Genomic DNA, 24,859 nt, shown 5'->3' with positions numbered 1-24,859 from the left:
GTAATTAAAAAGCTTAGTAAAGTAGGTGGATGGTATGCCTTCCGTTGTTGGAAATCTCGTCGTTCAAAACAGTAACGGTTCTTTCAATTTAGGAGATTTTTATAACGTGTCTCCGAAAGAAAACACGAAAGCGTATAATGGATCCGGAGCCTCTAATGTTGGATTTGTCGTGAATACGTTTAACGGTGTTAGTGCAACAAATACGTTTGATTCTGATGTAGCCGATCAAGATCAAATTGGAACAGCGTAAAAAAAGTAGGAGATATCTCCTACTTTTTCTTTTATTTTATTTAAATGATAATCCTTTTTTCTCTAGAGCCGCTCTCAATTTAGGCAAAGATGCCGGTCCCATACCATGTAGCTTTAAAATTTCTTTCTCGCTATACTTTGAGAGTTCTTCTACAGTATGAATTCCATGATGCTCTAGCGCTCTTCTTGCTGGTGCTGAAAGAAGTGAAAGAAACCCTTCTTTTGGCGTTCTCTCTTTCTCACAGGTTGGGCAAGTTGGACAATCGCTACTTTTATAGTACTCATGTCCTTTTTCACAAGTTCTTAACGTTTTTTCCGTTGCCATTTGCAAGCCCCTCTATTCCTCAACTTTTATAACATGATTACCATCAAAGAAGTATAAACATTTCTCTTTCACAGGATGTTGTAAGCTTTTCTCAAGTGCCTTTGCATATAACGAAAGCTGCACTTTATATCGCTCTTCTAAAATTGGTTTCGCTTGATCAAATCCACCTGGGAACTTCCCTTCAATCGTATCCGTTTTAAAGTCGATTAAAGTAATACCATCTTCCTCTTCAATCATGCAGTCGATAACCCCTTGGACAAGAATTGATTCCCCGCTCTGCCCTTGCCAATCTTGATACGCTTCTTCTGCTGCAAGCATCATCGTAAATGGCACTTCACGCTCAACACTTTTCGCCGCTAATACCCTTTTACCTAGGTCACTGTCAAAGAATGAAATCACTTTTTCAATTGCTATTTCTTCTGCTTGTTCAAATGTTAATAATTCCTTATTTACCATTCCTGCAATTTGCTCTTGAAGAACTTCAACCGTAATCGGTTTCTTCAAATCAACATGCTGCATAACGGCATGGACTGCTGTTCCGCGCTCTGCGTACGTTAACCCTTTTTTCTCCATAAAACGAGGACGTGTTCTAATTGGTGCACGTAGTTTTTTAATAAAGGCGTTATCGCTACCTTCTTCAGATTGATAATTTCTCTTTATTTCTGTAACAGATTGCTTCGCACGATGAGATGTCGCTTCTCCATATCCGTACTTCCACATTAATCTATCGTACACTTCTTCTTTCCGTTCACTCTCTAACGGAACAGCCTTTTTCTCACGAAGTGCTTCTAACAATTCTTGTTTCTCTTCTTGAACGGGTTCTGGCGCAAGTAACGTGTTACCATCAACAACTTCTACTTTCCAGCTAGTGTCATACCCATAAATTTCATCTGGAATGCTTCCTTGTCCTAATTCAAGAAGCATCTCACTATCACGATGTCTATATAAGGAAGGTGCAATCCAGTCTAAATAACAAGATGCTCCGGCACGTATATGATCTGGTAATAACCATTCACTATGCTCCCTCGCATCCAGCCATTTTTCCATTTCCTTAGTTGCATCCTTAACCGTTCCAATTAAAATTAACTTCTCTTTTGCCCGTGTTAACGCTACGTATAAGACGCGCATTTCTTCCGCAATTAATTCCATTTTCATTTTACGCTTAATTGCAAGTTGTGATAATGTCGTATATTTAATTCGTTTACGCGGATCGATAAATTGCGAACCGAAACCGAGGTCTTTATGAAGTAAGAAACGTTTCATTAAGTCTTGCATATTAAAACGACGACCAAGTCCAGCGACAAATACGACTGGGAACTCAAGTCCTTTACTTTTATGAATTGTCATAATGCGAACGACATCTTCTTGTTCACCTAAAGCTCTCGCCGTACCCATATCATCACCGCGTTCTAAAATACGCTCAATAAAGCGTAAGAAGCGGAATAGTCCTCTAAACGATGTTGCTTCATATTGTCTTGCGCGGTCATATAGCACACGCAGGTTTGCTTGCCTTTGCTTTCCAGCTGGTAAACCACCGACAAAGTCATAATAACCTGTCTCACCGTACACTTTCCAAATTAAATCAGAAAGAGACTGTTGGCGCGCGAATTCACGCCATCCTTGCAGTAAGTTATAGAACCATTCTAATTTATCATGTAGTTCTTTTTCTTCTTCAAGCGGTGCTCCTTTTAAGAATGAGCTCATTACTTCATAAAACGAGCCTTTCTTCCCGTGAGCACGAAGTGTTGCAAGTTCTTCATCATTTAATCCAACGATTGGGGAACGAAGTACTGCTGCAAGCGGAATATCTTGCATCGGATTATCAATAACGCGGAATACGTTCATCATAATATTTACTTCTGTCGCTTCAAAGTAACCAGTGGCAAGGTCAGCGTATACTGGAATTCCTTGCAATTTTAACTCTTCCATAATTTGCGGTGCCCATGGCATGGAGCGAAGTAAAATAACAAAGTCACGGTATTGTACAGGGCGCATACTATCCGTTTTACGATCATACACTTCATAACCTGAATCAACCATCGCTTTAATGCGCTGCGCCATAAGACGTGCTTCAAGCTGTGCTTTTTCTACTTCCGCACCTTCTTCACCGTCTATTACTTCTTCTTCTGTTTGCTGAATGCACAATAGTTCAGCTGCTACATCTTCACCTTCTGGATAGCTAGCACCTAGCTTTAATTCAGCGTCAGCATCGTAATCAATTTCCCCAACTTCTTCGCCCATAATTTGTTTGAAGATAAAGTTTGTACCCGCTAACACTTCATGACGACTACGGAAGTTTTTCGCTAAGTCAATTTTCATTCCGCCGCCTAATCCTTCTTGTGTGAAACGTTTATACTTTCCTAAGAATAATCCTGGTTCTGCTAGTCGGAAACGATAAATCGACTGCTTCACGTCACCAACCATGAATAAGTTTCCTTTACTCTCAGAATCTTTCGTTACGAATTTAATAATTGATTCTTGTACGAAGTTCGTATCTTGATATTCATCGACTAATACTTCAGCAAATTTATTACGATATTGAAGTGCTACTGCTGATGGCTTCATTTCACCATCTTCACTTTGTTCACTTAAAATTTGTAAACAGAAATGCTCTAAATCTGTGAAATCGACCATGCCTTTATCTCGCTTCATCGCTTGGAAACGCTCTGTAAATACTTTTACAAGTTGAACGAGCTTTTCTAATACAGGATGCATATCTTGAAAATCTCGTAAGAAACTTTCAGGCCTGCGGCTAAATAGCTCTTCTTGTAATTTCTTCACTTCATCTTTTGCTTTATTACGAAGAGAGTCTACTTGTTTTACAATATCCTCGTTATAATCGCTTTTCTTAATGCGCTTTAACGTTTGCCACGATACGTTTTGCATCGCTTCATACACGCTTGTCCACGACTCACGAGCAGCTGATGATAACGTTCCAAGTAAAGCTAAATCTGCTTGCAGCGTTTCAACGCGAGGCGCCGGACCGTCAGGAAGCATTGCGAGCTCCGTTGCTTTACGAATATGCTGTTCCGCTGTTTCAAGCTGGAATTTCACATCTTCTAATAAGTAAGAGGCGTACACTAAATCTTCAATTGTCTTTCCTTCGACGTCATATGCTTCTACTAATTTATCGAGCCATTTTTCCGGATTTGGATGCGCTCTTGATTCTGTATGAAGCGCTAAAATCATACGTTGTAAATCATCGTCACTACGGTCACTCGTATAACGATCAACGAGTTCAAAGAATATCGTATTATCTTCTATTCCATACTCTTCTTCTAATATGTCATCTAACACTTCTTCTTTTAATAATTCATTTTCTGTTTGATTCGCAATGCGGAAACGAGGATCAACATCAAGCATGTAATAGTATCCTCTAATAACTTGTAAACAAAATGAATGGATCGTTGAAATGGAAGCTTTATTTAATAAGCTCAGCTGCTTTCTAATGTGCTGAGATCCTGGTTCATCAATTAATACTTTTTCTAACGCTTCCCCAATTCTGTTTTTCATCTCTTGCGCCGCTGCATTCGTAAATGTTACAACGAGCAGGCGGTCGACATCGACTGGATTTTCTTCATTTATAATCTTTTTAATAATACGTTCAACTAATACTGCTGTTTTCCCTGATCCAGCTGCTGCTGCGACTAAAATATCACGTCCGTTCGCTACAACCGCTTTCCACTGATCATCTGTCCACTGACTACCTTCTGGTTTTTTAGGCCAATTTTCAATCATTCTCCGCCAACCTCCTCTCTAATTTTCTCCATCGCTTCACTATCTTTCATATCTTTTAGCGTACGGAATTGGTTATCTTCAAGTGATTCATCGAACTGACAAACTGCTTTGAAGTTACAGAACGTACATGCCGCTTTATTTCCCTTTTTGTAAGGAGCAATATCGATAACGCCTTCTGTAATATCTTTTCCAATATTTTCAAACGTATGGTGTACGTATTTTTGCAGGACGTTAAACTCTTGTTCACTGGCAATACTTGAACGCGCACTAAAGCTACCGTCTTTTTTCAGACCAGCAGAAATAATATCAGAGCTCCCTGTTGAAAGTTTGTTATCCATTAAACGAACAACGTCAGCATCTCCTAGTACGAGACCTTTCATTTTGAATTTCTTTAAAATTTCCTTTTCAATTTCTGCTTCAGATGCGTCACCTTTCACCTCAACAATCGGGTTATGAATGTGGAAGTACAGTACACCAGCTGGTGATGCTGCGTGGCCTTTTTTCATCCACGTCTGTGCATTTGAAGTAACAACATCTAAATACGTTAACATTTGAAGTGCTAATCCGTAATACACTTCCGTTAAGTCTAACGCTTTTGAACTTGATTTATAGTCAATAATACGTAGGAATGTTCCGTTTTCATCTTCTGCCTTATCAACGCGGTCAATACGGCCAACTACTTCCATCTTCACACCATTTGGTAATGAGAATTCCATCGGCGGAAGGGATCCTGTACCGCCCATACCGAATGGTACTTCTAAATCAACTGGTACGAAACCACTCGATTTCGCGTGCTCACGAAGAATGATTGACGTACGGAAAATAATTTGTTGTAGTTTTTGTTTTAAATAGAAATGACGATTTGAACTTAATAAAATTTGCCTTTGTAATAACGGTGCAATCTCTTCTATTACTACAGTAGAAAGATGCTCACACTCTTTTATTGATAAATCTGCCCAAGTACGATTTTCACGTAATAGCCTGTCTGCAATTCTCTTCAGCGCTGCATGGAAAAGCTCCCCGATATCTGGCGCATCAAGTTTAAAAATATCACGCTCTCTTAACGATAAACCGTGCTGTGCAAAATGAGCGTACGCACAACGATTAAATAGTTCCATACGAGAAACGCTTCCTTTTATTTTGTCTCCGTATAAATCTCTACTTACAGCTGTACTTAGCTTTTGCGCACGATTTCGGTAGAATAAACTTGATAATACGCGGCTACTTTTTTGCTTCCATTCATCCGAAGTTACGTAGAAATTATATACATCCCACCAAAAGTCTAAATTCCCTTCAAATCCATATCGCTTCCACGTTTGAAGTTGCTGCATAACATATGACAGTGTTACTTCCGGCGTTGCTACGTATGAAATTTGTTCCGAACGTGATAAATCATTTACGTCATTCGTAATAAATGTATCTTTCACATCAGGGAACATTCTTTTTATTTTCTTAATAAAGCTAGACGCAAGTAACGTCTTCCCTTCCTCATCTGCAAGCGGGCATGAAATATATAATTTCTCAGTTGCTCTCGTTACCATTTGGTACATAACGAACTGTTCTTCTAATAAAGTTTGTCTCGTCGTTGGTGCGAGTTCAATACCTGCAGCGCTCAAAACATCTCTTTCCTCATCAGAAAGCATACCTTCATCCATCGGTGCTGCTGGAATGACACCTTCATTCACGCCAATAACAAATGTTGCTTTCACATTTGATAATCTTGAACGATCAATATTAGCAATCAACACTTGGTCTAATGACGGCGGAATGTTTGCGAATTGAAGCGCCTCAAGACCTGTCGACATAACGTCTGTGAACATAGAAAGTGACATTTTCTCTTCGCCAAGCATCTCAACGAACGTATCAAGAAGACTCATAACTTCTTCCCATACTTGTTCATGATCTGTCGCAAATAAGAAATCCCCACTCTCTTCTGCACGAATACGTAATGCTTCTAATTTTTTTGGAACGTCCAGCTCTTCTAAAAATAAGTAAACAGCTTCGCACATTTGCATAACTGTTCCCGCGCGCTTCAGTCTTTTTTGCATACGAATAACTGGCGTTCTTACAACGTCACGCAATCGATTTATTTTCTCTTCCATTTCACGTTCACTGTCTGTGATCATCCCGTTCGTATCGTCAAGAGAACGATAGCGACGATACATCCACGGATCCTCAGAAGTCCATCTCTTCCCTTGTACACCGTATGCTAAGCAATAGTTTTCAAACTCATCCATCTCTTCGCGCATCGTTTCTTTTCTTACGTCTAGTGGATATAAAAGCTCTGTTTTCACGCAGCGAAAGACTGCATCATAACGCCAATTCCCGCTAATAATCTCGAGTGCAGAACGAATGCATTCTACTAACGGATGATGTGACATCGGGCGTTTTTCATCGATGAAGTGCGGGATATTATAATCTGTAAATAGTGTCCGCATTACATCGTAATAACTTTCCCCGTTACGAAGAAGAACCGCAATATCTCGGTAACGATAGTTTTCTTCAGCCACAAGTCTACGAATTTCACGAGCAACGCCTTCTACTTCCGCTCGTAAATTAGCTGCTGTATGAATCGTTACACTTGCTTCACCGTGAAACTTTTCATTTGGACGCGCTTCGTAATGCATTTCTAAATGCGCTAATGCCGGAGAATGAAAACGCGGCTGTTCCATAAGTGGAATCGTTTTTTCAATTTCTATTTTCTCTTCACGCGCTACTTGTTTTATTTTTTCATACGTTAATGTCGTTTCATAAAATAAATCTAATTCATTTACTGGCTGCGCTAACGTTTTTTCATCTATCGTTAACGTGATCGTAACTCTCGCTCCGCAAATCATAAGCTGTCTTACAATTTCTAACTCTTGCGGTGAAAATGAGTGAAATCCATCTATATAAACTTCAGCTCCCTTTACATATTCAGATTGAGGAAGCTTTTCGACTAGCAATTGCAGGTAGTCTTCTGAATCTAAATATTTTCCGATTAAAGCACGCTCAAAATCATCATATAGTAGTTGTAAATCATACACTTTATTCGCTAGTAACTTTTGTTCTGCACTGCTACTATGCGCATCTAATTGTTGCCACATTTCATATACGTTTGATGGCGTCACGTTATATCGTTTAAACTCTGCAATCATACTGCCGAGATGTTCAAAGAAGCCGTTTTGTTCCGCTGCTTTTTGGAACACCGATAATCCATCTTTACGAGACTCTACAATTTTACGAAGTAACATATGAACGCCCGCTTCATCAATGTGAAGACGACTCGCTCCGCCAACTTCTTGCAATACCTTCCACGCTAATCGTGAAAAACTAAAAACTTGTGCCCGAATAGAACCTCTAACATCCTCACTGCCAATTAACGCCTGCTGCGTCTGGAATGTCATCTGTTCTGGCACAAGATATAATATTGTTTCCCCTCTTGGACGCTGTTTTAACTCTTCCTGCACTTCGTGTAAACAAAGTGTACTTTTTCCACTTCCCGCTCTACCAATCACAAATCGAAGTGACATGTAACCCCACCTTTCACTTACATAACGAACGTTAGTTTGCTACTATAATTGTATTATAGGACACGAAAAAAGACAAACAGAGTAGTTTGTCTTTTTCTATACTTCTACCTATTATATCAACCTTTTGAAAAATTCGTTTGTACCTCTTGAATTGGCCAATATCGTAAATCAACTTTACCGACAACTGTATCAGCTTTTACAAACCCAAAGTGTCTACTATCCCAGCTTCCGAGACGGTTATCACCCACTACAAAAATATATCCAGGTGGCACCGATTTTTCCTTCGTTAACTCTTCTAGTTTAAAATCGCCTGTTAGTTGTCGTCCATCTATCTCTTTCTTATACGTCTCTAAATAAGGTTCATCTACGAATTGTCCATTTACATATAGCTTATCATGCTTATATTCAATATGATCCCCAGGTAAACCGATAATTCGTTTTACGTAATCCTCTTTTTTGTTCGCATGAAACACAACAACGTCAAATCTATTCAAGTCCCCTACTTGATAACTCACCTTATTTACAACGAGCATATTGCCATCTTGTAATGTCGGCATCATTGACTTCCCCTCTACAACGTACGTTGAAAAGAAAAACGTTCGAAAAAATACAGCTAATAATACACCAATTAAAATTGTTCGTATCCACTCTATGCCTTCTTTTTTCAAAGTTTTCTTCATCCGCTTCTCCCCTTCTCCTTTAATAATGAAGCTTTCCTTTACAAAGAAGACTATTCTTAATGTAGTTCTAATTTTACTTCGATTTTCTTACCAACATACCATAAAATAAAAATACCAATTGCTACAATGACTGATTTCACCGGATTATGAATAAATGACATTAAATCATGACCGATATACGTTAAAATAAAAATCATCACAAGTTTTCCGAACGCGAGCGCAAGGCCAAACTGTTTTACACTAATGCGAGATAGACCAGCAACAACATTTATAAGCGCAGACGGTGTAAACGGAAAACAAAATATGACGAAAATCGGCGCGAACCCTTTCCTTTCAATCCACCCCATTGCCTTTCGTACTCTCTCATGCTTATTTACAAAAGAAAAGAAACGACTTCGGCCAAAATGGCGGATAATGAAAAAGACAAGTAAGGCACCCATTACTGATCCAAGCCAAGAATAAAGAAAACCGAGCCAAAATCCAAATGCAACAGCATTCGCCAGTACAAATACGATGAGTGGCAATGCTGGAATTAGCGCCTCTATCATCGGTAACCCAATACCAAGAAGTGGTCCGAACGCTTTATAGCTTTCAACAATATGATCCATATTTTCTGGTGAAAAATACTCTTTGATCGTCTGAAAATCCATTCTACACTTTACCCCTTTACTCTAAGTACTACCTCTACTGTATCATTGCCTATATGAAAGAGGAAATGGTAGATACGACATATGGAGATGTAATTATTAAGTTTCCATACCTTTCATAAGAATTCCTTCATTATTATGCTATGATAATCTATCAATATTCGACAGGACGTGTCGTGAATTTGGTTATTTAGGGAATGGCATTTTTTTGCATTTGCGATTTCTCCAATATATCCACTTACTAACAAATAAAAAGGATGGGGGTTCCCCATCCTTTCACACCTCGTCTTCTTTCACAAAATACACACTCTCATATGCTGGTTTTAATCTAGATTCTTCCTTTTTATCAACCTCTTTAAAACAAGGATTCCCTTGTTTTTTCCTACGATCTTCATACTCAGTACGCAATTTTGCTGTACGATTTTGTTGATTTTCAAAGCTAGTTTTCGATATCTCTAACTTCACCGCAAAGCCATTTATAAATCGAATAATAAGGTTTCCATCTTTTAATTCTTTATTGCTTTCAATATAAAAATGAGACAGCCACGCGCATTCTTTTCTAGAATAAGAATAAGTAGGGAAAAAATAAAGCTGATCGGTTGGACTAATCGCAATTGGAGCTTTATGGGTAATATGAGTTAACTCTTTCGTTCCTTCTTTTCTACCTAAAAAACTAGAACCATGCTTGCGACAACTTCTTTCTATAATATCTAGAGGCTTTTGAAATACGAAAAAAGAGTCTTGCACTTCAACAACTCGCGTGACAATTTTCTTTTCACTGAGAATTACAGGAAGTAAGGCCATTGTATTTTTATTTACCACATAGTTTTCGACGTAGCGTTCCACTTTATTCTCCATATTCCACTATCTCCTTTTTCTATTTATATTAGCAGCTGCATGTATAATTTTAGCATCTATGAAAAGGAAATGGCTTACAGATTCCGCTTTTTTACAATACTTTATTATTTATCAAATATCTTTCAAATTCAAAAACAATAATATAGTAATTAATAAATAATCTATACGTAAAATATATTTATACTACCTATAAATATTTACAATCGCTTCCTCATTCCGCATCATTACGGCAATTAACTTTGCTATAATAAAAATAAAAAACCAATATATGGAGGTCCACTATGGAAGAAAAGGAAATGCAACCAACGATTCAAATGAAAAATAGTAGCATTGTGATCGTGAAAAATCCAGCTAGTATTATAATCGGCTTATGTTTCATACTATTATTCTTTGCAAAACCTTTTCGTAAATCGAAATGCTCTGAATGTAAAAAACGTGAGAAGAAAAAGGTTGAAAAAGAAGAGTAAAAGACCTTCCACTTTGGAAGGTCTTTTACTCTTTTCATGTTTTCTTCCTAGTGTCCATATATCCCATTTTTAAAAGATTATTACATAAAAAAATGATCCACTACGTTAAAAAGTACTTGTACGTGTTACCCGTTTTTATTTTTTAGTAAGATCTTCAACTTTTTAATTGTTAAATCTGCAATATAAGTTTTGTATATAATTCCACTTCAAAACACAAAATATGTAAGTGATTATTTATGATTACATTCGTTTTTTATTTCATTCCAAAAAGGAGCCGTATAATATGGAGAAAAAAAGTCTATTAAGCCAACAGATTAATAGCGCCCCATCAGATGCTCTGAATACTCCGAGTAAGGAGCAAGAACAAATGTTAGAAACATCATCTCAAGACGAACAAAATTCTAACAACAATGCTAACAAAAAAGATATGAATCAAAGCCTATATGGCGCAGATTTACCCATTTCAGATGTAGACAGAACAACAAATAAAAAATGAATTGCAAAAAAATTAAGAACAAATAAAGTTTTACTTTCTCATTTAGAAAGTAAAACTTTATTCAGCCCTCAATAATTGAGCTTTAACAAGCAGTTGGTCTCCCGCCGAATTTTAAGATAGAAAGACTTTCTCCACAACAAAAAAAAGGATGGCAGCTGCCATCCTTTTTTTCATAATAAACTATAAAATTATAGTTTGATTACGTTTTTAGCTTGAGGTCCACGGTTACCGTCTTCGATTTCGAAGCTAACTTTTTGACCTTCTTCTAGAGATTTGAAACCGTCAGTTTCGATTGCAGAGAAATGTACGAATACATCGTTTTCGCCTGGAACTTCGATGAAACCGAAGCCTTTTTCGTTGTTAAACCATTTTACTTGTCCTGTTACTGCCATAATTATTTCCTCCTAAGAAAAACATTTTTTTAAATTTTTAGTTTTCCTATCTAAAAAAAGAATCCACACATTATCAAATACGAAACATAAACTAATTCTCACATACTTTTTCTCGTTCGTTTTCAGCACTTGATAACATATGGATTGCTTAATTTAACTATTCAACTGACATTATCATAGCACATTAAAATAAAATGTACAATCTTTTTTGAAAATAACTGACAAATTAAATCACGTATGCAATTATCAATATCTTATTTGAATAAAAATAAACAAATCTTTCGAATGCCACTATACTCCTTCTTCTAAGTGTTAAAATGTAATCTGACAGTACTTACTGGAGGGGATGAAATGTCAAACTACACAAACGAAGAAAAGCTTACAGGGGGAAACGTCTCAAACGTATATCGTTCTAAAAATACTGTTCGGCGAGAATTGAAGCCAGACAGTGCAAAAATTCACAAGGTATTACAGCACTTAGAAAACAAAGGTTTTCATTACGCACCAAAGTTTTTAGGTATTGATGAGAAAAATAGAGAGATTTTATCTTTTATTGAAGGAGAAGCCGGGAATTATCCTTTAAAAGAATATATGTGGTCTAATAATGTGTTAAAAGAAATATCAAAGATGCTTCGGCTGTACCATGATGCTGTAAGTGACTTTCCGTTATTAGATGATTGGAAACCGATGGATCATACCCCAAATAACATTGAAGTTTTATGCCATAACGATTTTGCTATATATAACATTATTTTTAATGACGAGAAATCAGTAGGCATTATTGATTTCGATGTTGCTGCTCCTGGACCAAGAATTTGGGATATCGCTTATACATTGTATACTTGTGTGCCTTTAAGTAGAGTGTATTATACAGAATCAGGCGAGGCAATTCATTATGAATCGGCACAACATGCTGACTCTATAAAAGAAAGAGTGAAATTATTTGTCCAGTCCTACGGTAAAAGTATGGACGAAGATTACTTAGGAATGGTGTTACTACGATTAGAAGCATTATGTACATATATGAAAAGAAAAGCAAACGAAGGCGACGTAAATTTTAAAAGAATGATTGATGAAGGACATTTAGAGCATTATGAGAAAGATATGAAGTTTATTCGTGAGCATAGAGCTGAGTGGATTTGATAAGCTATGATGATATTGTCATTTTGTGTCGGTAAGTCGATATCCTTTGTCGAATCGTTGATATACTTTAAGTTACGGTAGATATATCGAAAAAATCGTTGATATCATTTCACTTACTCTCGCATCGTTCAAAAAATAACAAGGGGCACCATTTCAAAAGGTGCCCCTTCCTTTTATTTCGTAAACTGTGCTTCTTCCGTAGATCCTTTTAGCGCTGTTGTTGATGAAGTACCGCCTGTAATGACTTGTGCTACTTCATCAAAGTAACCTGTTCCTACTTCTCGTTGGTGACGAGTTGCAGAGTAGCCATGTTTTTCTGCTGCGAATTCTGCTTGTTGTAGTTCAGAGTACGCTGCCATGCCGCGCTCTTTATAGCCGCGTGCTAATTCGAACATGCCGTAGTTTAATGAATGGAATCCAGCAAGTGTTACGAACTGGAACTTATAACCGTAAGATGCGATTTCTTTTTGGAAGCTCGCAATTGTTTTCTCATCTAGTTTTTGTTTCCAGTTAAATGAAGGTGAACAGTTATATGCAAGCAATTTCCCTGGATGCTCTTTATGAATTGCGTCCGCAAATCGTTTTGCATCTTCTAAATTTGGTTCAGATGTTTCACACCAAACGAGGTCTGCGTAAGGAGCGTATGCTAAACCACGTGCAATCGCTTGGTCAAGACCTGCTTTCGTACGGTAAAATCCTTCTGGTGTTCTTTCGCCTGTAATAAACGCTTTATCAACAGGATCGATATCGCTCGTAATTAAATCTGCTGCATCCGCATCTGTTCTTGCAACGATAATTGTCGGCACTCCCATTACGTCTGCCGCAAGGCGTGCCGAAATTAAATTACGCACTGCTGTTTGCGTTGGTAGTAATACTTTTCCGCCTAAATGACCGCATTTCTTCTCTGAAGATAATTGATCTTCAAAGTGCACGCCAGACGCACCCGCTTCAATCATACCTTTCATCAGTTCAAATACGTTTAATTGTCCGCCAAACCCAGCTTCTGCATCTGCTACAATCGGCACGAAGTAATCTGTATCACCGCTTCCTTCCATATGCTGAATTTGATCCGCACGTTGAAGTGTTTGATTAATTCGTTTTACGACAGCAGGTACGCTGTTCGCTGGATATAAACTTTGGTCTGGATACATATGTCCAGACAGGTTTGCATCGGCCGCTACTTGCCATCCACTTAAATAAATTGCTTTTAACCCAGCTTTTACTTGTTGCATCGCTTGGTTTCCTGTTAATGCCCCAAGTGCGTTAATGTAATCTTCTGTATGAAGCGACGCCCAAAGCTTTTCAGCACCGCGGCACGCTAATGTATGCTCGATATCAATTGATCCGCGCAGGCGAATTACATCTTCTGCCGAATATGGACGTGTAATCCCTTTCCAACGCGTATCTAATTCCCAGCTCTCTTGTAATTTCTCGATTCTTTCGTTTTTCATTTGTTCCATCCCCTTTTCACTTTTTATAAAATTTCATAACCCGGTAATGTTAAAAATGGTACGAATTCATCATTTCGAACGAGATTTATAAACAACGTTGTCGCCTCTTGGAATCTCCCTTTCTTAAAGGCTTCCTTACCAATCTCTCTTTCTATTTTTGCTAATTCTTCTTCTTTTAACTCTTCCATTAATTCAAGCGTAATATTACGACCATCATTTAGTTTTCCACCTTCATGACGAATCCATTGCCATACTTGTGCTCTTGAGATTTCAGCTGTTGCCGCATCTTCCATTAAGTTATAAATTGGCGCTGCTCCCCGTCCGCTTAACCAAGATGCAATATATTGAATACCTACACTAATATTCATACGAAGACCCTCTTCTGTAATCGTTCCCACTGGTACTTCTAATAAATCCTTTTCTGTAACATGTATTTCTTCTCGTTTTCTAAAAATTTGATTCGGTGTTTTCATAATGTGATTAAATACTTCCATTGCGACTGGTACAAGTCCCGGGTGGGCAACCCAAGTCCCGTCATGACCGTCTAAAGCTTCTCGCTCCTTATCAGCACGCACTTTTTCAAAAGCAGCTTCATTCGCTTCAGGATTGTTTTTAATCGGAATTTGTGCCGCCATCCCTCCAATAGCTGGTGCATTACGGCGATGACAAGTTTGAATGACTTTCAAAGAATAAGCACGCATAAACGGCGCCGTCATCGTAACTTGCGCTCTATCTGGAAGTAAAAATTCATTATGATTACGAAAACCCTTTAGAAAGCTAAAAATATAATCCCATCTTCCGCAATTTAATCCAGCAGAATGATCTTTAAGCTCATACAAAATTTCATCCATTTCAAACGAAGCGTGAATCGTTTCCAGTAACACCGTTGCTTTGATCGTTCCATTTGGAATACCGATATATTTTTGAGCAAATACGAAAACATCATTCCATAATCTTGCTTCTAAATAGCTTTCCATTTTCGGTAAGTAAAAGTATGGACCGCTTCCTTTTTCTAAAAGAGCTTTCGCATTATGGAAAAAGTAAAGTCCGAAATCTACTAAGCTACCAGACATATTCTTTCCGTCAACTTGCATATGTTTTTCTTCTAAATGCCATCCCCTTGGACGCACAATTAATACAGCTGTTTTACTATTTAAACGATATTCTTTTCCGTTTTCATTTTTATGTGAAATCGTTCCCTTTACTGCATCTCGTAAGTTTATTTGACCTTCAATCGCATTTTCCCAAGTTGGTGAATTCGAATCTTCAAAATCCGCCATAAAAAGATGTGCTCCTGAATTTAAAGCGTTAATAACCATCTTTCTATCTACTGGGCCAGTAATCTCTACGCGGCGATCCTCTAAATCTTTTGGCAATTTAGCAATTGTCCAATCCGCTTCACGTATACGCTTTGTTTCTTCTAAAAACTTCGGAAACTCTCCTGCATCAATTTTCTGTTGTTTTTTCACACGTTTTTGTAAAAGTTCTATGCGGCGCTCATTAAAATTTTCATGTAGTTCCTTTAAAAAACTAAGCGCCTCAGGTGTCAATATTTCGTTGTACGCTGGTAACATTTCTCCCACGAGTGTAACCCGTGAAGTTTGCGTCGACATATTAGCATCCCCTTCTTAAACTGTCTTATAACAGATTTGATTTTATGTTTTATATTATATAACAAATCTTCAGAAAAGGAAGTTTTTTTTGAAAATTTAATTGATTTTTTATAAAACTGTATCCTGCCACCGGCATTGCACATAAAAAAAAGGCCAGTGTTATACAACACTGACCCCTTTTTATTAAAGCGCTCTAAATAAGAACTGCGCATATTGTTCACGTGTTACTTTCATGTTCGGAGCGAAGTTACCATTCCCATCTCCCACTGAAATACCATTTGAACCTACTGCATTAATCGCATTTTCTGCCCAATGTCCCTTTGGTACATCTTTAAATCCTGCTAGTCCTTGTACCTGTAATCCAAATGCTCTCGTAAGAACTTGCGCCATTTCTGCACGTGTTAACGTATCTTTTGGTCTGAAGTTTCCTTTCTCGTCACCTGTAAAGATACCTAATTCTGTTACTGCTAACACTTCGAAAGGAAACATCGTTGAGTTATCATCAACAATATCATTATACGGGCTTTCTAATTCCTCATCTTCACCAAATTCTTCATCAAGATCAAGTGCACGATAAATTAAAGCAGCTACTTGTTCACGAGTTACATTATGTCCAAAACCGAACACACCATTTCCATAACCAAGCATAATTTCTTGTTCTGCTAAAGTTTGAATTGCTTCATAAGACCAATGTCCTGCTGGCACATCTTTAAAGATTGCCTGACTTGCTTGTTGTGGCTTTGCAGCTAATTCAGCTTTTGCTGTAGTCCCTTCAGCACTAAATGCTACTCCCCCCATAATTGTTAAAGCTGTTGCTACTTTTAAAACTTTTTTCTTCAAAGTATTCTCTCCCTAATTAAAACTTATTTTTTTCTAATATAAAGAATTAGCAAAAGAGTAACAATACATTTATTCAGTTGAATTATGTCCAAATTGTGAATCATATTTCACTTACTTCTCTTTACACTTCATTGATAATCAAGGTACTACAGCATACTTTTTTACGTATAAAATAAGTATATAAAAAATTAATTTTCACGCTTTTTTTCCTTTCTCCCGCTATTTGGCTGCAATAAAATTCCGACAAAAAAAACCGGAGAATACGCGAGATGACTTGAAGATCAACTCCCCGTCAACACCCGATTATTTCAAATGGTACTCCATTATACATATAATTATAAAAACACATAATATAGATTAAAAATAAAGAGGAGGAATGTAAAAAATCACATCCCCCTCTTTATTCGTTATATCAAAATATTAATTATAACCTAATATTAAATTAAACGGTTTTTGTATTTTAATAATCTTCATCTTTCAAATTAAAATTAATAACAGCTCTATTTAAAAACGTTGCATATTGCTCACGTGTTACAACTGTATTCGGTTCAAAATTCCCTTTTCCTGTTCCTACTATGACATGATTAGACTGCAGTGCACTAATCGCATTTTTTGCCCAATGATTATTTGGTACATCTTTAAATGTATGGTTCTTCTTCACTTCAAATGTAAATGCATTCGTAAGAATTTGCGCCATTTCTGCGCGTGTTACTGGTGCGGCTGGTCTAAAGTTTCCTTTTTCATCACCTTTAAAAATACCATGCTTTGTTAATACTAAAATTTCATCTAAAAACATTGTTGCTCTTTCAGAAATATCTTTGTATGGATTTTTTAAAGGTCCTTCCTTTTTCAAATTCAATGTACGATACAGCACTGCTGCTACTTGTTCTCGTGTTACATTATCACCTACACCAAACTTACCATTTCCATACCCTAGCATTACTTTGTTGTATACTACGTCCATTATATCGTCATATGCCCAGTAGTTTACTGGAACATCATCAAACACAATCATTTCTGGATATTCTTCTGCTTTTACGCTTGGAACATTCGTACTTGCAAGCAAGCCGCCCATAATAGTTACCGTTGCCATTATACGTAACATGTTCTTCTTCATTGCCCTCTCCCCTTTACCTCCATTTGAAAAAACGGAAAATAATAGACTGAAATCCTTTCCAATATTACATATGTTTCCTTCGAACCCATTATGCAATATATTACATTTAAAAAATCTATTATTGTGAAAATCACTACTAAAGGAGAGCCAATTCGCTCTCAATTTCAATTTTTATACCGAATTGTACGCAAATCATTTCCCTTTCTTTTAGTCATTTAAAGGTGTTTCTATACATTAAATATTCTACTTTTTGCAAAAGAAATCCTTCACATTTTAAAAGTTCATTTTCTAGACAAAAAATGCAATTATATCGACTTACCTACAACATACGACAATAGTAATCTCTCTATTAATAAAAGCTCATAATAAGCGGAAGATACCTCTTCTACACATTATGAGCTTTCTCTCTATCTATTCCATTTTCCCTGGAGAATTATCAATTGATCGTTGTAAAAACTTCGCAAATTGTCCGCGTGTAACGAGCATTTCAGGCTGGAACTTGCCATCTCCCGTTCCTACCGCTACTTTATTAGACTGCAATGCGCTAATTGCATCCCTTGCCCAATAGTTTTCTGGTATATCTGTAAATGTATGCGGACGCTTTGTTTTCAATTCATATGCTTTCGTTAAAACTTGTGCTAATTCTCCACGAGTCAGTGTATCTTTCGGACGGAAATTTCCATTTTCGTCGCCTTTAAAAATACCAATCTTTGTTAAGTGTAAAATTTCGTAAGGAAACATTGTTGATTTCCCACTAATATCTCCATATGGATTCTCATTAAATGCACTTCTTTTTAAACCAAGTGCACGATATAGAACTGCTGCCGCTTGTTCACGTGTTATATTATCTTCTGTCCCAAACTTACCATTTCCATAGCCATACATAATGCGATGATATACTAAATTTGTAATTTCATCATATGCCCAATGATCTGTTGTTACATCATCAAACTTTATCATAATATCAGGACTAGATTTTTGGACAACATCTGTATTTGCAGACACACCATTTGCACTTACAAATATTCCCCCCATTAAAGTTAGTGCTGTCGCGATCTTTACTAGTTTTTTCATCTCTCTCACCTGCCTTTTCCTTTATTTTCCTACAGATTATATTGTACAAAAAATAAGAAAATTATCAATAGAATATTATCTAATTATTTACAATTACGAATACAATTTTTCTTTTACTGCTATTTCCTCATCCTTCGTTTTTCGAAAAGTAAAGGCCATTCCTACAAATATAAGAATAATCCCTACTACTTGCATACTAGTCGGTCTAAATCCAGTAAAGACTGTATCTAATAATATCGCAACAGCAGGATCTAAAAATACTAACACAGAAATCATTCTAGTAGATAAATCTCTTAAACTGTCAAAAAATAAGTAATATACAAATCCAGTATGTATAAGACCTGTCGCTGTAATCATCATCCAGTTCATCTCTGTTAACCCTTGAAACTTGCCAAAGTCTACGAATGGTAGCAATAAAAATATACCTAAAAATGTTTGTAAAAATGTCATCGCATATGCGCTCGTATGCTGAATCCCCTTTCCTAGTAAAGTAGTAAAAGCATAAAATAGTGCCGCAAGAAGTGCCCATACCATACCAGATGACATCAGTTTCTCAAGCGATACATTTCCATCTACACCAGCTACTAAAACTGTACCGATAAAACAAATGACAATAGACAGAACAGCAAACATTGTAAGTCTCTCTTTAAATACGATACTACCAATCATTAATACAATAATGGGTGCAAGATGGTAAACTGAAATCGCAATTGTAATCGACATAACTTCAAACGCTTTAAATAAAAATACCCAGTTAAAAACGAGAAATATACCGCATGCTAATATTTGTATAACTTCTTTTTTATTCCATTTTTCAGTTTTATACTGTCCTGTTACAAGCCAACATAATGCTAAAAATATAGTCGCACAAATACAACGAACGAATACTAATTCGAAAGACGGTAAACCTGTTTGAACAGAAAAAAATCCAATTGATCCGAAAATAGACATCGAAAGGATCATTTTTATAGCCGGCATTGATTTTTTATTGAACACCCTTTCTCTCCTCCTAAAATCAATCTTTTACAAACGAAAAATCTCCAAAACATTACGTATTATTATATATTACAATCGGAAAATTGTAAAAAATTAGAATATAATAAGTAATAACCGTACAAAATTTCCATAAAAAAATCATCCTTTTTACATGGGATGATTTTTTTATTTATTGAGAGGAATTTCTCTATATTAAAACTGAAATATACTACTACTTTTGAAGAGTAAATTGGGCAACTATTTGTTTTAGTTTTCCTGCTGCGTTATGCACATGTTCAATTGAAGTCGAGATCTCTTGAACAGATTTTTCTTGCTGTTGAATAGACTCTTTTACCCTATCAGTTCGGTCAGATGATCTTTGGGAAATTTGAGCCATGTCTTCTGCCGAAGCCGAAATCTCCTCACTACTTGCTGCAATTTCATCTGTAGACATAGATACCGTTTGAATTTGCTCAGATACTTGATGTACTTTTTCTGTAATTTTTCCAAATACTTTTTCTGTATCCATTACCACTTGTGTACCTGCCTGTACCTCATTATCTACTCTCTCCATCATATGTACCGTATGGCTCGTTGTTCCCATAACTTGATTAATAAGCTTCTCAATTTGTTTTGCAGAATTACTAGATTGTTCCGCTAATTTCCGCACTTCATCTGCGACAATTGCAAAACCTCTACCACTTTCCCCAGCACGGGCAGCCTCAATTGCGGCATTTAATGCTAATAAGTTAATCTGAGAGGCAATACCTTGCATAACATCAATGATTTTAACAATTTCTTCTGATTGTTCTTTCATAGTCTCTACTTGTTTAACACCGCTATGTACTGAATTTTGGATTATATTCATCTGTTGAATCATTTGTTTCATTAACTTATTACCACTCTCTGCATCTAATGCTGATTGAGCAGACAATTCATTTACAGATGATGATGTATTCACTATACTCTGCATTCCCTGTGTCAACTCTTCCATCGCACCTGCAGTTTGTTCCATTGCTTGCATTTGGCTCTCTGCACCATTTGCAACTTCTTCAATATCCATCGTTATTTTCTCCGCCGCACTGCTAGATACTTCTGATGCAGATACTACTCCGTCTGCATGTTGGAATAAAAGCTGAATGTTATTATCTACTTCTTTCATATTTGTTCTTAGCCCTGTAATCATTTCATTAAAATCACTTACTAATACACCTAATTCATCTTTAGCATTATACTCACCATGTACAGTTAAATCCCCATTTTTTGCTCTTTCCATCATACGACTAACCGTTTGTAAAGGAGCAACTATAAGCCTGCTAATACTATAACTTACTATACATATAACGATTGTAGTAACTACTACGAGAATGATAAAAGTAATAACTGACCGATCTATCATTTTTTGAGAATCATTAAATACTTGATCAGCTAAGTTTGAAACATACGATTCTAGATCCACCGCATATCCAGCTAACTCTACTCCCCTCGGTTTTAATTCCTTCTGAAATTCGTTTACCATTTGTGACTCGTTTTTTACCTTCGCCTTTTCAAACAATTTTTTATATGTACCCATATAAATTGGCAAAGATTTCTTCATCTCCTGAAACAGTTCATCCTCTTGCTTACTTAAATTAAAGCCATCATCATATTCTTTTAATAAAGAATCATATTTTTTAAGATCCTTTTCAATATTATCAATTATCTCCTCTTTATTTGTCCCTTCATTTTGTGATGTCGTAATTAATTCTAATAAGTTATATTCTAGTGAATTTTGTGTACGAAGCATCCCTTCTAATAAAATTGTAGAATATTGATAATCATCTACTACAACCTCTGTATTGTGCTTAATCTTATTAATAGACTGAATTGCTACATAGCTCATAATTACCATGCCTAAAACTGCTAATGAAATAAGTGACAATAATTTATATTTCACTTTTAAATTTTGTAAAAAATACATTTTTCCACCTTTATTCCTTTATATATAGATTTTTAGAATTTTATAGCTTATTATTTACAAAATCACAATAAAAAGCAATGATAAATATTCCCAATATCAAACTTATATCTCTATAAAAAAAGAAGTAGCATAATAGCTACTTCTTTTTGCTTTGTTTCTTATATTGTTCAAACGCATGAATTCTTTCAAAAATTGGTGGGTGTGTATATAAGAAAAACTTTACTAACGCAGGCGGATTTACTTGGCTTAAACTCGTTTTTGATAAATATTGAAACGTCTTTACACCAGATTTCCCGTCTTTCGTCATGTCTAAAGCATATTGATCTGCCGCTCGTTCTTCTATACGAGAAACATAGTTTGTTGCTGGCTGTGATGCAAAAGAGAGTACAGAAGAAATTAAGAAAAATAAAGGTAAAATTGAGAAACATGCTGCTTTTGAAACTTGCAGCGTATCTCCCCATTTTCGAATACACATATTTATAATACGACTAATGAGATACATCCCTATAAACGATAACAATACATAACTCGCAACGCCCCAATATATATGTTTCATAACATAATGCCCCATTTCATGGGCCATTATAAATAAAATCTCTTTATCTTTTAATTGCTTAAGCGTTGTATCCCACATTACAATACGTGAATTAGGTCCTATTCCTGTTACATATGCATTTAACGCATTCGTTTTTTCCGACATATTTACTTCATATACGTGTTTAGCCGGAATATCGGCTTTGTCTGCCATCGCTAAAATTTTCGTTTCTAACTCTTTATTTTTCAGAGTCGAGAAGTCGTCATACAGTGGATCAATCACAACAGGCTGTATGAATGTTAAAAAGATTGTAAACGGAACAGAGAGCGCCCATCCTGCTAGCCACCATCTCTTTGGGAATTTACGGATAAGCCATAACAGAACGGTAACTACGATTAACATCGTCGCATAACTTTCCCAAAAACCGATAACATGATCTTTTATCCAGCTTTGTGTACTTTGCGTTGAAATGCCGTAATCAACGGAAACTTTTCGGCTAATCCATTGCATCGGCAGGGCAAGAACTGTTGTAAGTAGTGATAAATAAAAGAAATAAATCGCAACTTGCAGGACACTTATTTTCGTCGTTTCCTTCGACCATTTCTCAAACTTTTTTGAAATACCGAGCACAAGTACAAATAATAATATAATCCATTCAAGAGGCGTCGCTAAAAAGTACAATAAATTTTTCACGCGCGAATAATCTTGGCTTAGCGTAAGCTCTCTTGCATTCATAAACGTTTCTGGATCTGCACTCGTTCCTTTATACATGTCCGGAATCAGTTCATGACTCCATCCAAATAAATACCAATATATAAATAACGCAAACCCAACGTACAAAAAAAGCGACCACCCAATAACCTTCCTCACGCTATTCCCTCCTCTATGCTGCCTGTCTATTATTATTGTAAGTTCGTACATGCTAAATTAGAACAAGCTTATTATGCAAATTGCTCAAGAACCCTCTATTTACATAAAAAAACTCTTCTACATAAAGAAGAGTTTTACCTACCTTTAGACACTTTATTCGGTTCATAATCTGGGATAAGAAATATACTTACAACCCAACATATTAAACCAGCACCTTTTATATAGCGTATATATTCATAGTCCTGAAAAAATAACGTTGTTACAATAAGCGTAAAAAAACCGACTAAAACTAGTACGTATCCTATTTGCTTCTTAGACAACATAACGCGCCCCCTTAAGGAAGTACATCCATTAATAAGCTAAAATCTTGCAGAGAAAAAGAACTATATTTCATAATCCCTTGTACAGCTAAAAGTAAAATAAGGCCGGTTACACACATATAATTAATGCTTTCTTCACTCTTTTTTTCAGCAACTACGCCGCCACTAATACATAGAATTCCTAACAAATGGAGTGCTAAATACATAAAGAAATAAGCTTCCTCCCAGCGAAGAATAACATTGACTGTTGTTATTAGTACTATGCTAAGCACAATCAAATAAAAAAACTTATTTGATGATATCGTTTCATTCATATAATTTTATACATCCCTTTCAAATTTAGAATTAATGATGTTTCAAAGCTATAAAGTAAATGATTGTTTTCATACTATAAAACAAAAGGAAAGCCACTATTACTTTCTCAAATATTTTTTGAACCCACATATACTTCTCTTCATTCTTTCTGAAGATGCGCTTCATCATTTCTTCTACAATTAGACCAAATATTAGTAAAACCCCTAACACAATAAGAAGAGAAATAATATTTTCTTTTACATGCGTACTAGAAAATAAATAATACTCTGGAAACACAATCGTATCTACTACAGGTTGCAGCCAATGGCAAACGTTTCTATCACACATATCTGTAACAGATGTAGCATCTATAATGTCTTTCAATATTTTTTCAATCGTCTTCTTCATCTCATTTACTCCCCACTACGTCTGAAAAGCTTTTTTCCTGCTCTACATATATAGCGGGCATTTCTTTACTCCAATATTTGCGGTTAACAAATAAGAAGATGAGTACTAAGTTTAATCCTGTTATAAAAATAATAAGCCCTGGAAAGAACGTCGTATAATTTGAGAAATCTGCAAAACTCATTATCTCTTCTTTATTTATTAAAAAAGAAAGGCCAATTACAAATGCATTGTTTAACATGTGAATAGCAATTGGCATGAGTAAACTATTCGTACGAATATATACGATTGATAGTACAACGCTAAATACAACTGCACCTAGGAAATCAACGTGTAACAATGCAAATAATATCGCTACTACAATGATCGCTATACTCGTTCCCCATTTTGCTGCAAAGCGTTGTAGTAAAAATCCTCGAAAAACAAATTCACCAATAATTGGTGCGATGAACACGACCATAATAACTTGATAGACATATCCCCCAGTGCTATCTATGATCGGTTCACGTAATGCGTTCATAATAAATGCTGGTGTAATCCATGCAAAACTATACATGTATAAAATAAGATATCCATAACTAAACACGCATAACATAATCGTAATGTATAAAACTTGCACCAAGTTAAATGTTTCATTTTTATTAATAAATAATGAAAATGAAACACGATATTTTCTATACTCAAAAAAAATCCACGTCATCGGCAGGATATAGAATATAAGGATATTTATAAAAGTAGAATTTTGCATATGAAATGTATGTTCTATCAATTCATTACTGGCTCTTGCAACTAACGTTAATAGTGCAAATACAATTAAAAAATATCTAGCTCGCATCGTTTGAAACGGATTCACACTCATCTCCTCCCCTATGTTACTTTTATCATATCATTTGATTCT

General features: G+C 36.1%; 23 protein-coding genes and 1 pseudogene. 4 read left to right on the top strand and 20 right to left on the bottom strand.

Translation table 11 applies throughout. The features are described from left to right. Positions 1-34 precede the first annotated feature (34 nt). A complete protein-coding gene (gene gerPF, locus ACVWY7_RS05545) occupies positions 35-250 on the top strand; it encodes a spore germination protein GerPF (RefSeq protein ID WP_001141566.1) in 216 nt (71 codons plus the stop codon). A 36-nt stretch (positions 251-286) separates the two neighbouring features. Here the strand turns inward: gerPF and ACVWY7_RS05540 are convergent, their stop codons facing one another. The 6 genes from ACVWY7_RS05540 to ACVWY7_RS05515 form a co-directional block, all read right to left on the bottom strand. Further along, positions 287-574, bottom strand: a complete 288-nt coding sequence (locus tag ACVWY7_RS05540) for an RNA polymerase alpha subunit C-terminal domain-containing protein (RefSeq protein WP_000179960.1) — start codon at positions 572-574, stop codon at positions 287-289. 12 nt (positions 575-586) lie between these two features. Next, on the bottom strand, positions 587-4,312 hold the full coding sequence (gene addA, locus ACVWY7_RS05535; protein WP_073526153.1) for a helicase-exonuclease AddAB subunit AddA: 3,726 nt from the start codon (positions 4,310-4,312) through the stop codon (positions 587-589). Continuing rightward, complete coding sequence (gene addB / locus ACVWY7_RS05530; RefSeq protein WP_105988981.1) at positions 4,309-7,824, bottom strand: helicase-exonuclease AddAB subunit AddB; 3,516 nt, start codon at positions 7,822-7,824, stop codon at positions 4,309-4,311. Before addB ends, addA begins: the two co-directional genes overlap by 4 nt. A 116-nt stretch (positions 7,825-7,940) precedes the next feature. After that, complete coding sequence (gene lepB / locus ACVWY7_RS05525) at positions 7,941-8,504, bottom strand: signal peptidase I (RefSeq protein WP_000751905.1); 564 nt, start codon at positions 8,502-8,504, stop codon at positions 7,941-7,943. A 56-nt stretch (positions 8,505-8,560) separates the two neighbouring features. Further along, positions 8,561-9,154, bottom strand: a complete 594-nt coding sequence (locus ACVWY7_RS05520) for a TVP38/TMEM64 family protein (protein WP_000347517.1) — start codon at positions 9,152-9,154, stop codon at positions 8,561-8,563. A gap of 273 nt (positions 9,155-9,427) precedes the next feature. Further along, positions 9,428-10,009, bottom strand: a complete 582-nt coding sequence (locus ACVWY7_RS05515) for a competence protein ComK (RefSeq protein WP_073526161.1) — start codon at positions 10,007-10,009, stop codon at positions 9,428-9,430. Between the two features lie 281 nt (positions 10,010-10,290). Here ACVWY7_RS05515 and ACVWY7_RS05510 point away from each other — a divergent pair, with 281 nt between their 5' ends. Then, the gene (locus ACVWY7_RS05510; protein WP_000391435.1) at positions 10,291-10,476 is read left to right on the top strand and encodes a hypothetical protein; all 186 of its coding nucleotides are present in this window, start codon (positions 10,291-10,293) and stop codon (positions 10,474-10,476) included. Between the two features lie 283 nt (positions 10,477-10,759). Then, positions 10,760-10,972, top strand: coding sequence for a hypothetical protein (locus tag ACVWY7_RS05505; RefSeq protein ID WP_000412670.1), 213 nt, complete (start codon positions 10,760-10,762; stop codon positions 10,970-10,972). Between the two features lie 188 nt (positions 10,973-11,160). On the opposite strand, the gene cspA is transcribed toward ACVWY7_RS05505, so the two are convergent. Next, the gene (cspA, locus tag ACVWY7_RS05500; RefSeq protein ID WP_000301518.1) at positions 11,161-11,364 is read right to left on the bottom strand and encodes an RNA chaperone/antiterminator CspA; all 204 of its coding nucleotides are present in this window, start codon (positions 11,362-11,364) and stop codon (positions 11,161-11,163) included. Between the two features lie 351 nt (positions 11,365-11,715). Between cspA and ACVWY7_RS05495 the strand changes: the two genes are divergently transcribed. Beyond that, positions 11,716-12,507 (top strand): phosphotransferase, encoded by a 792-nt coding sequence (locus ACVWY7_RS05495; RefSeq protein WP_105988979.1) that lies wholly within the window; start codon positions 11,716-11,718, stop codon positions 12,505-12,507. 173 nt (positions 12,508-12,680) lie between these two features. Here ACVWY7_RS05495 and aceA read toward each other — a convergent pair whose 3' ends face one another. The 13 genes and pseudogenes from aceA to ACVWY7_RS05430 form a co-directional block, all read right to left on the bottom strand. After that, entirely contained in the window at positions 12,681-13,958 is a 1,278-nt protein-coding gene (gene aceA / locus ACVWY7_RS05490) for an isocitrate lyase (RefSeq protein WP_000787350.1), read from the bottom strand. A 23-nt stretch (positions 13,959-13,981) separates the two neighbouring features. Next, entirely contained in the window at positions 13,982-15,571 is a 1,590-nt protein-coding gene (aceB, locus tag ACVWY7_RS05485; RefSeq protein ID WP_000107328.1) for a malate synthase A, read from the bottom strand. A gap of 183 nt (positions 15,572-15,754) precedes the next feature. Beyond that, a complete protein-coding gene (locus ACVWY7_RS05480; protein WP_000731025.1) occupies positions 15,755-16,411 on the bottom strand; it encodes an S-layer homology domain-containing protein in 657 nt (218 codons plus the stop codon). 460 nt (positions 16,412-16,871) lie between these two features. After that, the gene (locus tag ACVWY7_RS05475; RefSeq protein WP_073526194.1) at positions 16,872-17,528 is read right to left on the bottom strand and encodes an S-layer homology domain-containing protein; all 657 of its coding nucleotides are present in this window, start codon (positions 17,526-17,528) and stop codon (positions 16,872-16,874) included. Positions 17,529-17,939: 411 nt separating this feature from the next. After that, positions 17,940-18,602 (bottom strand): S-layer homology domain-containing protein, encoded by a 663-nt coding sequence (locus tag ACVWY7_RS05470; RefSeq protein WP_000737525.1) that lies wholly within the window; start codon positions 18,600-18,602, stop codon positions 17,940-17,942. A 93-nt stretch (positions 18,603-18,695) separates the two neighbouring features. Continuing rightward, positions 18,696-19,598 carry a DMT family transporter gene (locus tag ACVWY7_RS05465; RefSeq protein ID WP_000482324.1) on the bottom strand — a complete coding sequence of 301 codons (903 nt, stop codon included), beginning with the start codon at positions 19,596-19,598 and terminating at the stop codon, positions 18,696-18,698. A 211-nt stretch (positions 19,599-19,809) separates the two neighbouring features. Continuing rightward, positions 19,810-20,601: a methyl-accepting chemotaxis protein gene (locus ACVWY7_RS05460; RefSeq protein ID WP_419146066.1), complete on the bottom strand. Its 792-nt coding sequence runs from the start codon at positions 20,599-20,601 to the stop codon at positions 19,810-19,812. A 156-nt stretch (positions 20,602-20,757) separates the two neighbouring features. Continuing rightward, a pseudogene (locus ACVWY7_RS05455) lies at positions 20,758-21,537 on the bottom strand (MCP four helix bundle domain-containing protein); the annotation flags it as partial. Positions 21,538-21,673: 136 nt separating this feature from the next. Then, a complete protein-coding gene (locus ACVWY7_RS05450; protein WP_001233294.1) occupies positions 21,674-22,942 on the bottom strand; it encodes a M48 family metallopeptidase in 1,269 nt (422 codons plus the stop codon). Between the two features lie 134 nt (positions 22,943-23,076). Continuing rightward, a complete protein-coding gene (locus ACVWY7_RS05445; RefSeq protein WP_000949425.1) occupies positions 23,077-23,265 on the bottom strand; it encodes a hypothetical protein in 189 nt (62 codons plus the stop codon). Between the two features lie 11 nt (positions 23,266-23,276). Further along, positions 23,277-23,576, bottom strand: a complete 300-nt coding sequence (locus ACVWY7_RS05440) for a hypothetical protein (RefSeq protein ID WP_001006052.1) — start codon at positions 23,574-23,576, stop codon at positions 23,277-23,279. 31 nt (positions 23,577-23,607) lie between these two features. Beyond that, positions 23,608-23,964, bottom strand: coding sequence for a hypothetical protein (locus tag ACVWY7_RS05435; protein WP_000750875.1), 357 nt, complete (start codon positions 23,962-23,964; stop codon positions 23,608-23,610). 1 nt (position 23,965) lies between these two features. Then, entirely contained in the window at positions 23,966-24,814 is an 849-nt protein-coding gene (locus ACVWY7_RS05430) for a CPBP family intramembrane glutamic endopeptidase (RefSeq protein WP_001067959.1), read from the bottom strand. Between the last annotated feature and the right edge of the window lie 45 nt (positions 24,815-24,859).

The sequence above is a fragment of the Bacillus sp. TE9106W genome (genome assembly GCF_054062215.1).
This window is presented reverse-complemented; position numbering and strand designations above follow the sequence as displayed.

Excerpts from the sequence above, each read along its gene's own strand:
- gerPF (WP_001141566.1), top strand. The coding sequence starts at position 35 with ATGCCTTCCGTTGTTGGAAATCTCGTCGTTCAAAACAGTAACGGTTCT.
- ACVWY7_RS05540 (WP_000179960.1), bottom strand. The coding sequence starts at position 574 with ATGGCAACGGAAAAAACGTTAAGAACTTGTGAAAAAGGACATGAGTAC.
- addA (WP_073526153.1), bottom strand. The coding sequence starts at position 4,312 with ATGATTGAAAATTGGCCTAAAAAACCAGAAGGTAGTCAGTGGACAGAT.
- addB (WP_105988981.1), bottom strand. The coding sequence starts at position 7,824 with ATGTCACTTCGATTTGTGATTGGTAGAGCGGGAAGTGGAAAAAGTACA.
- lepB (WP_000751905.1), bottom strand. The coding sequence starts at position 8,504 with ATGAAGAAAACTTTGAAAAAAGAAGGCATAGAGTGGATACGAACAATT.
- ACVWY7_RS05520 (WP_000347517.1), bottom strand. The coding sequence starts at position 9,154 with ATGGATTTTCAGACGATCAAAGAGTATTTTTCACCAGAAAATATGGAT.
- ACVWY7_RS05515 (WP_073526161.1), bottom strand. The coding sequence starts at position 10,009 with ATGGAGAATAAAGTGGAACGCTACGTCGAAAACTATGTGGTAAATAAA.
- ACVWY7_RS05510 (WP_000391435.1), top strand. The coding sequence starts at position 10,291 with ATGGAAGAAAAGGAAATGCAACCAACGATTCAAATGAAAAATAGTAGC.
- ACVWY7_RS05505 (WP_000412670.1), top strand. The coding sequence starts at position 10,760 with ATGGAGAAAAAAAGTCTATTAAGCCAACAGATTAATAGCGCCCCATCA.
- cspA (WP_000301518.1), bottom strand. The coding sequence starts at position 11,364 with ATGGCAGTAACAGGACAAGTAAAATGGTTTAACAACGAAAAAGGCTTC.
- ACVWY7_RS05495 (WP_105988979.1), top strand. The coding sequence starts at position 11,716 with ATGTCAAACTACACAAACGAAGAAAAGCTTACAGGGGGAAACGTCTCA.
- aceA (WP_000787350.1), bottom strand. The coding sequence starts at position 13,958 with ATGAAAAACGAAAGAATCGAGAAATTACAAGAGAGCTGGGAATTAGAT.
- aceB (WP_000107328.1), bottom strand. The coding sequence starts at position 15,571 with ATGTCGACGCAAACTTCACGGGTTACACTCGTGGGAGAAATGTTACCA.
- ACVWY7_RS05475 (WP_073526194.1), bottom strand. The coding sequence starts at position 17,528 with ATGAAGAAGAACATGTTACGTATAATGGCAACGGTAACTATTATGGGC.
- ACVWY7_RS05470 (WP_000737525.1), bottom strand. The coding sequence starts at position 18,602 with ATGAAAAAACTAGTAAAGATCGCGACAGCACTAACTTTAATGGGGGGA.
- ACVWY7_RS05460 (WP_419146066.1), bottom strand. The coding sequence starts at position 20,601 with ATGCAAGCAATGGAACAAACTGCAGGTGCGATGGAAGAGTTGACACAG.
- ACVWY7_RS05445 (WP_000949425.1), bottom strand. The coding sequence starts at position 23,265 with ATGTTGTCTAAGAAGCAAATAGGATACGTACTAGTTTTAGTCGGTTTT.
- ACVWY7_RS05440 (WP_001006052.1), bottom strand. The coding sequence starts at position 23,576 with ATGAATGAAACGATATCATCAAATAAGTTTTTTTATTTGATTGTGCTT.
- ACVWY7_RS05435 (WP_000750875.1), bottom strand. The coding sequence starts at position 23,964 with ATGAAGAAGACGATTGAAAAAATATTGAAAGACATTATAGATGCTACA.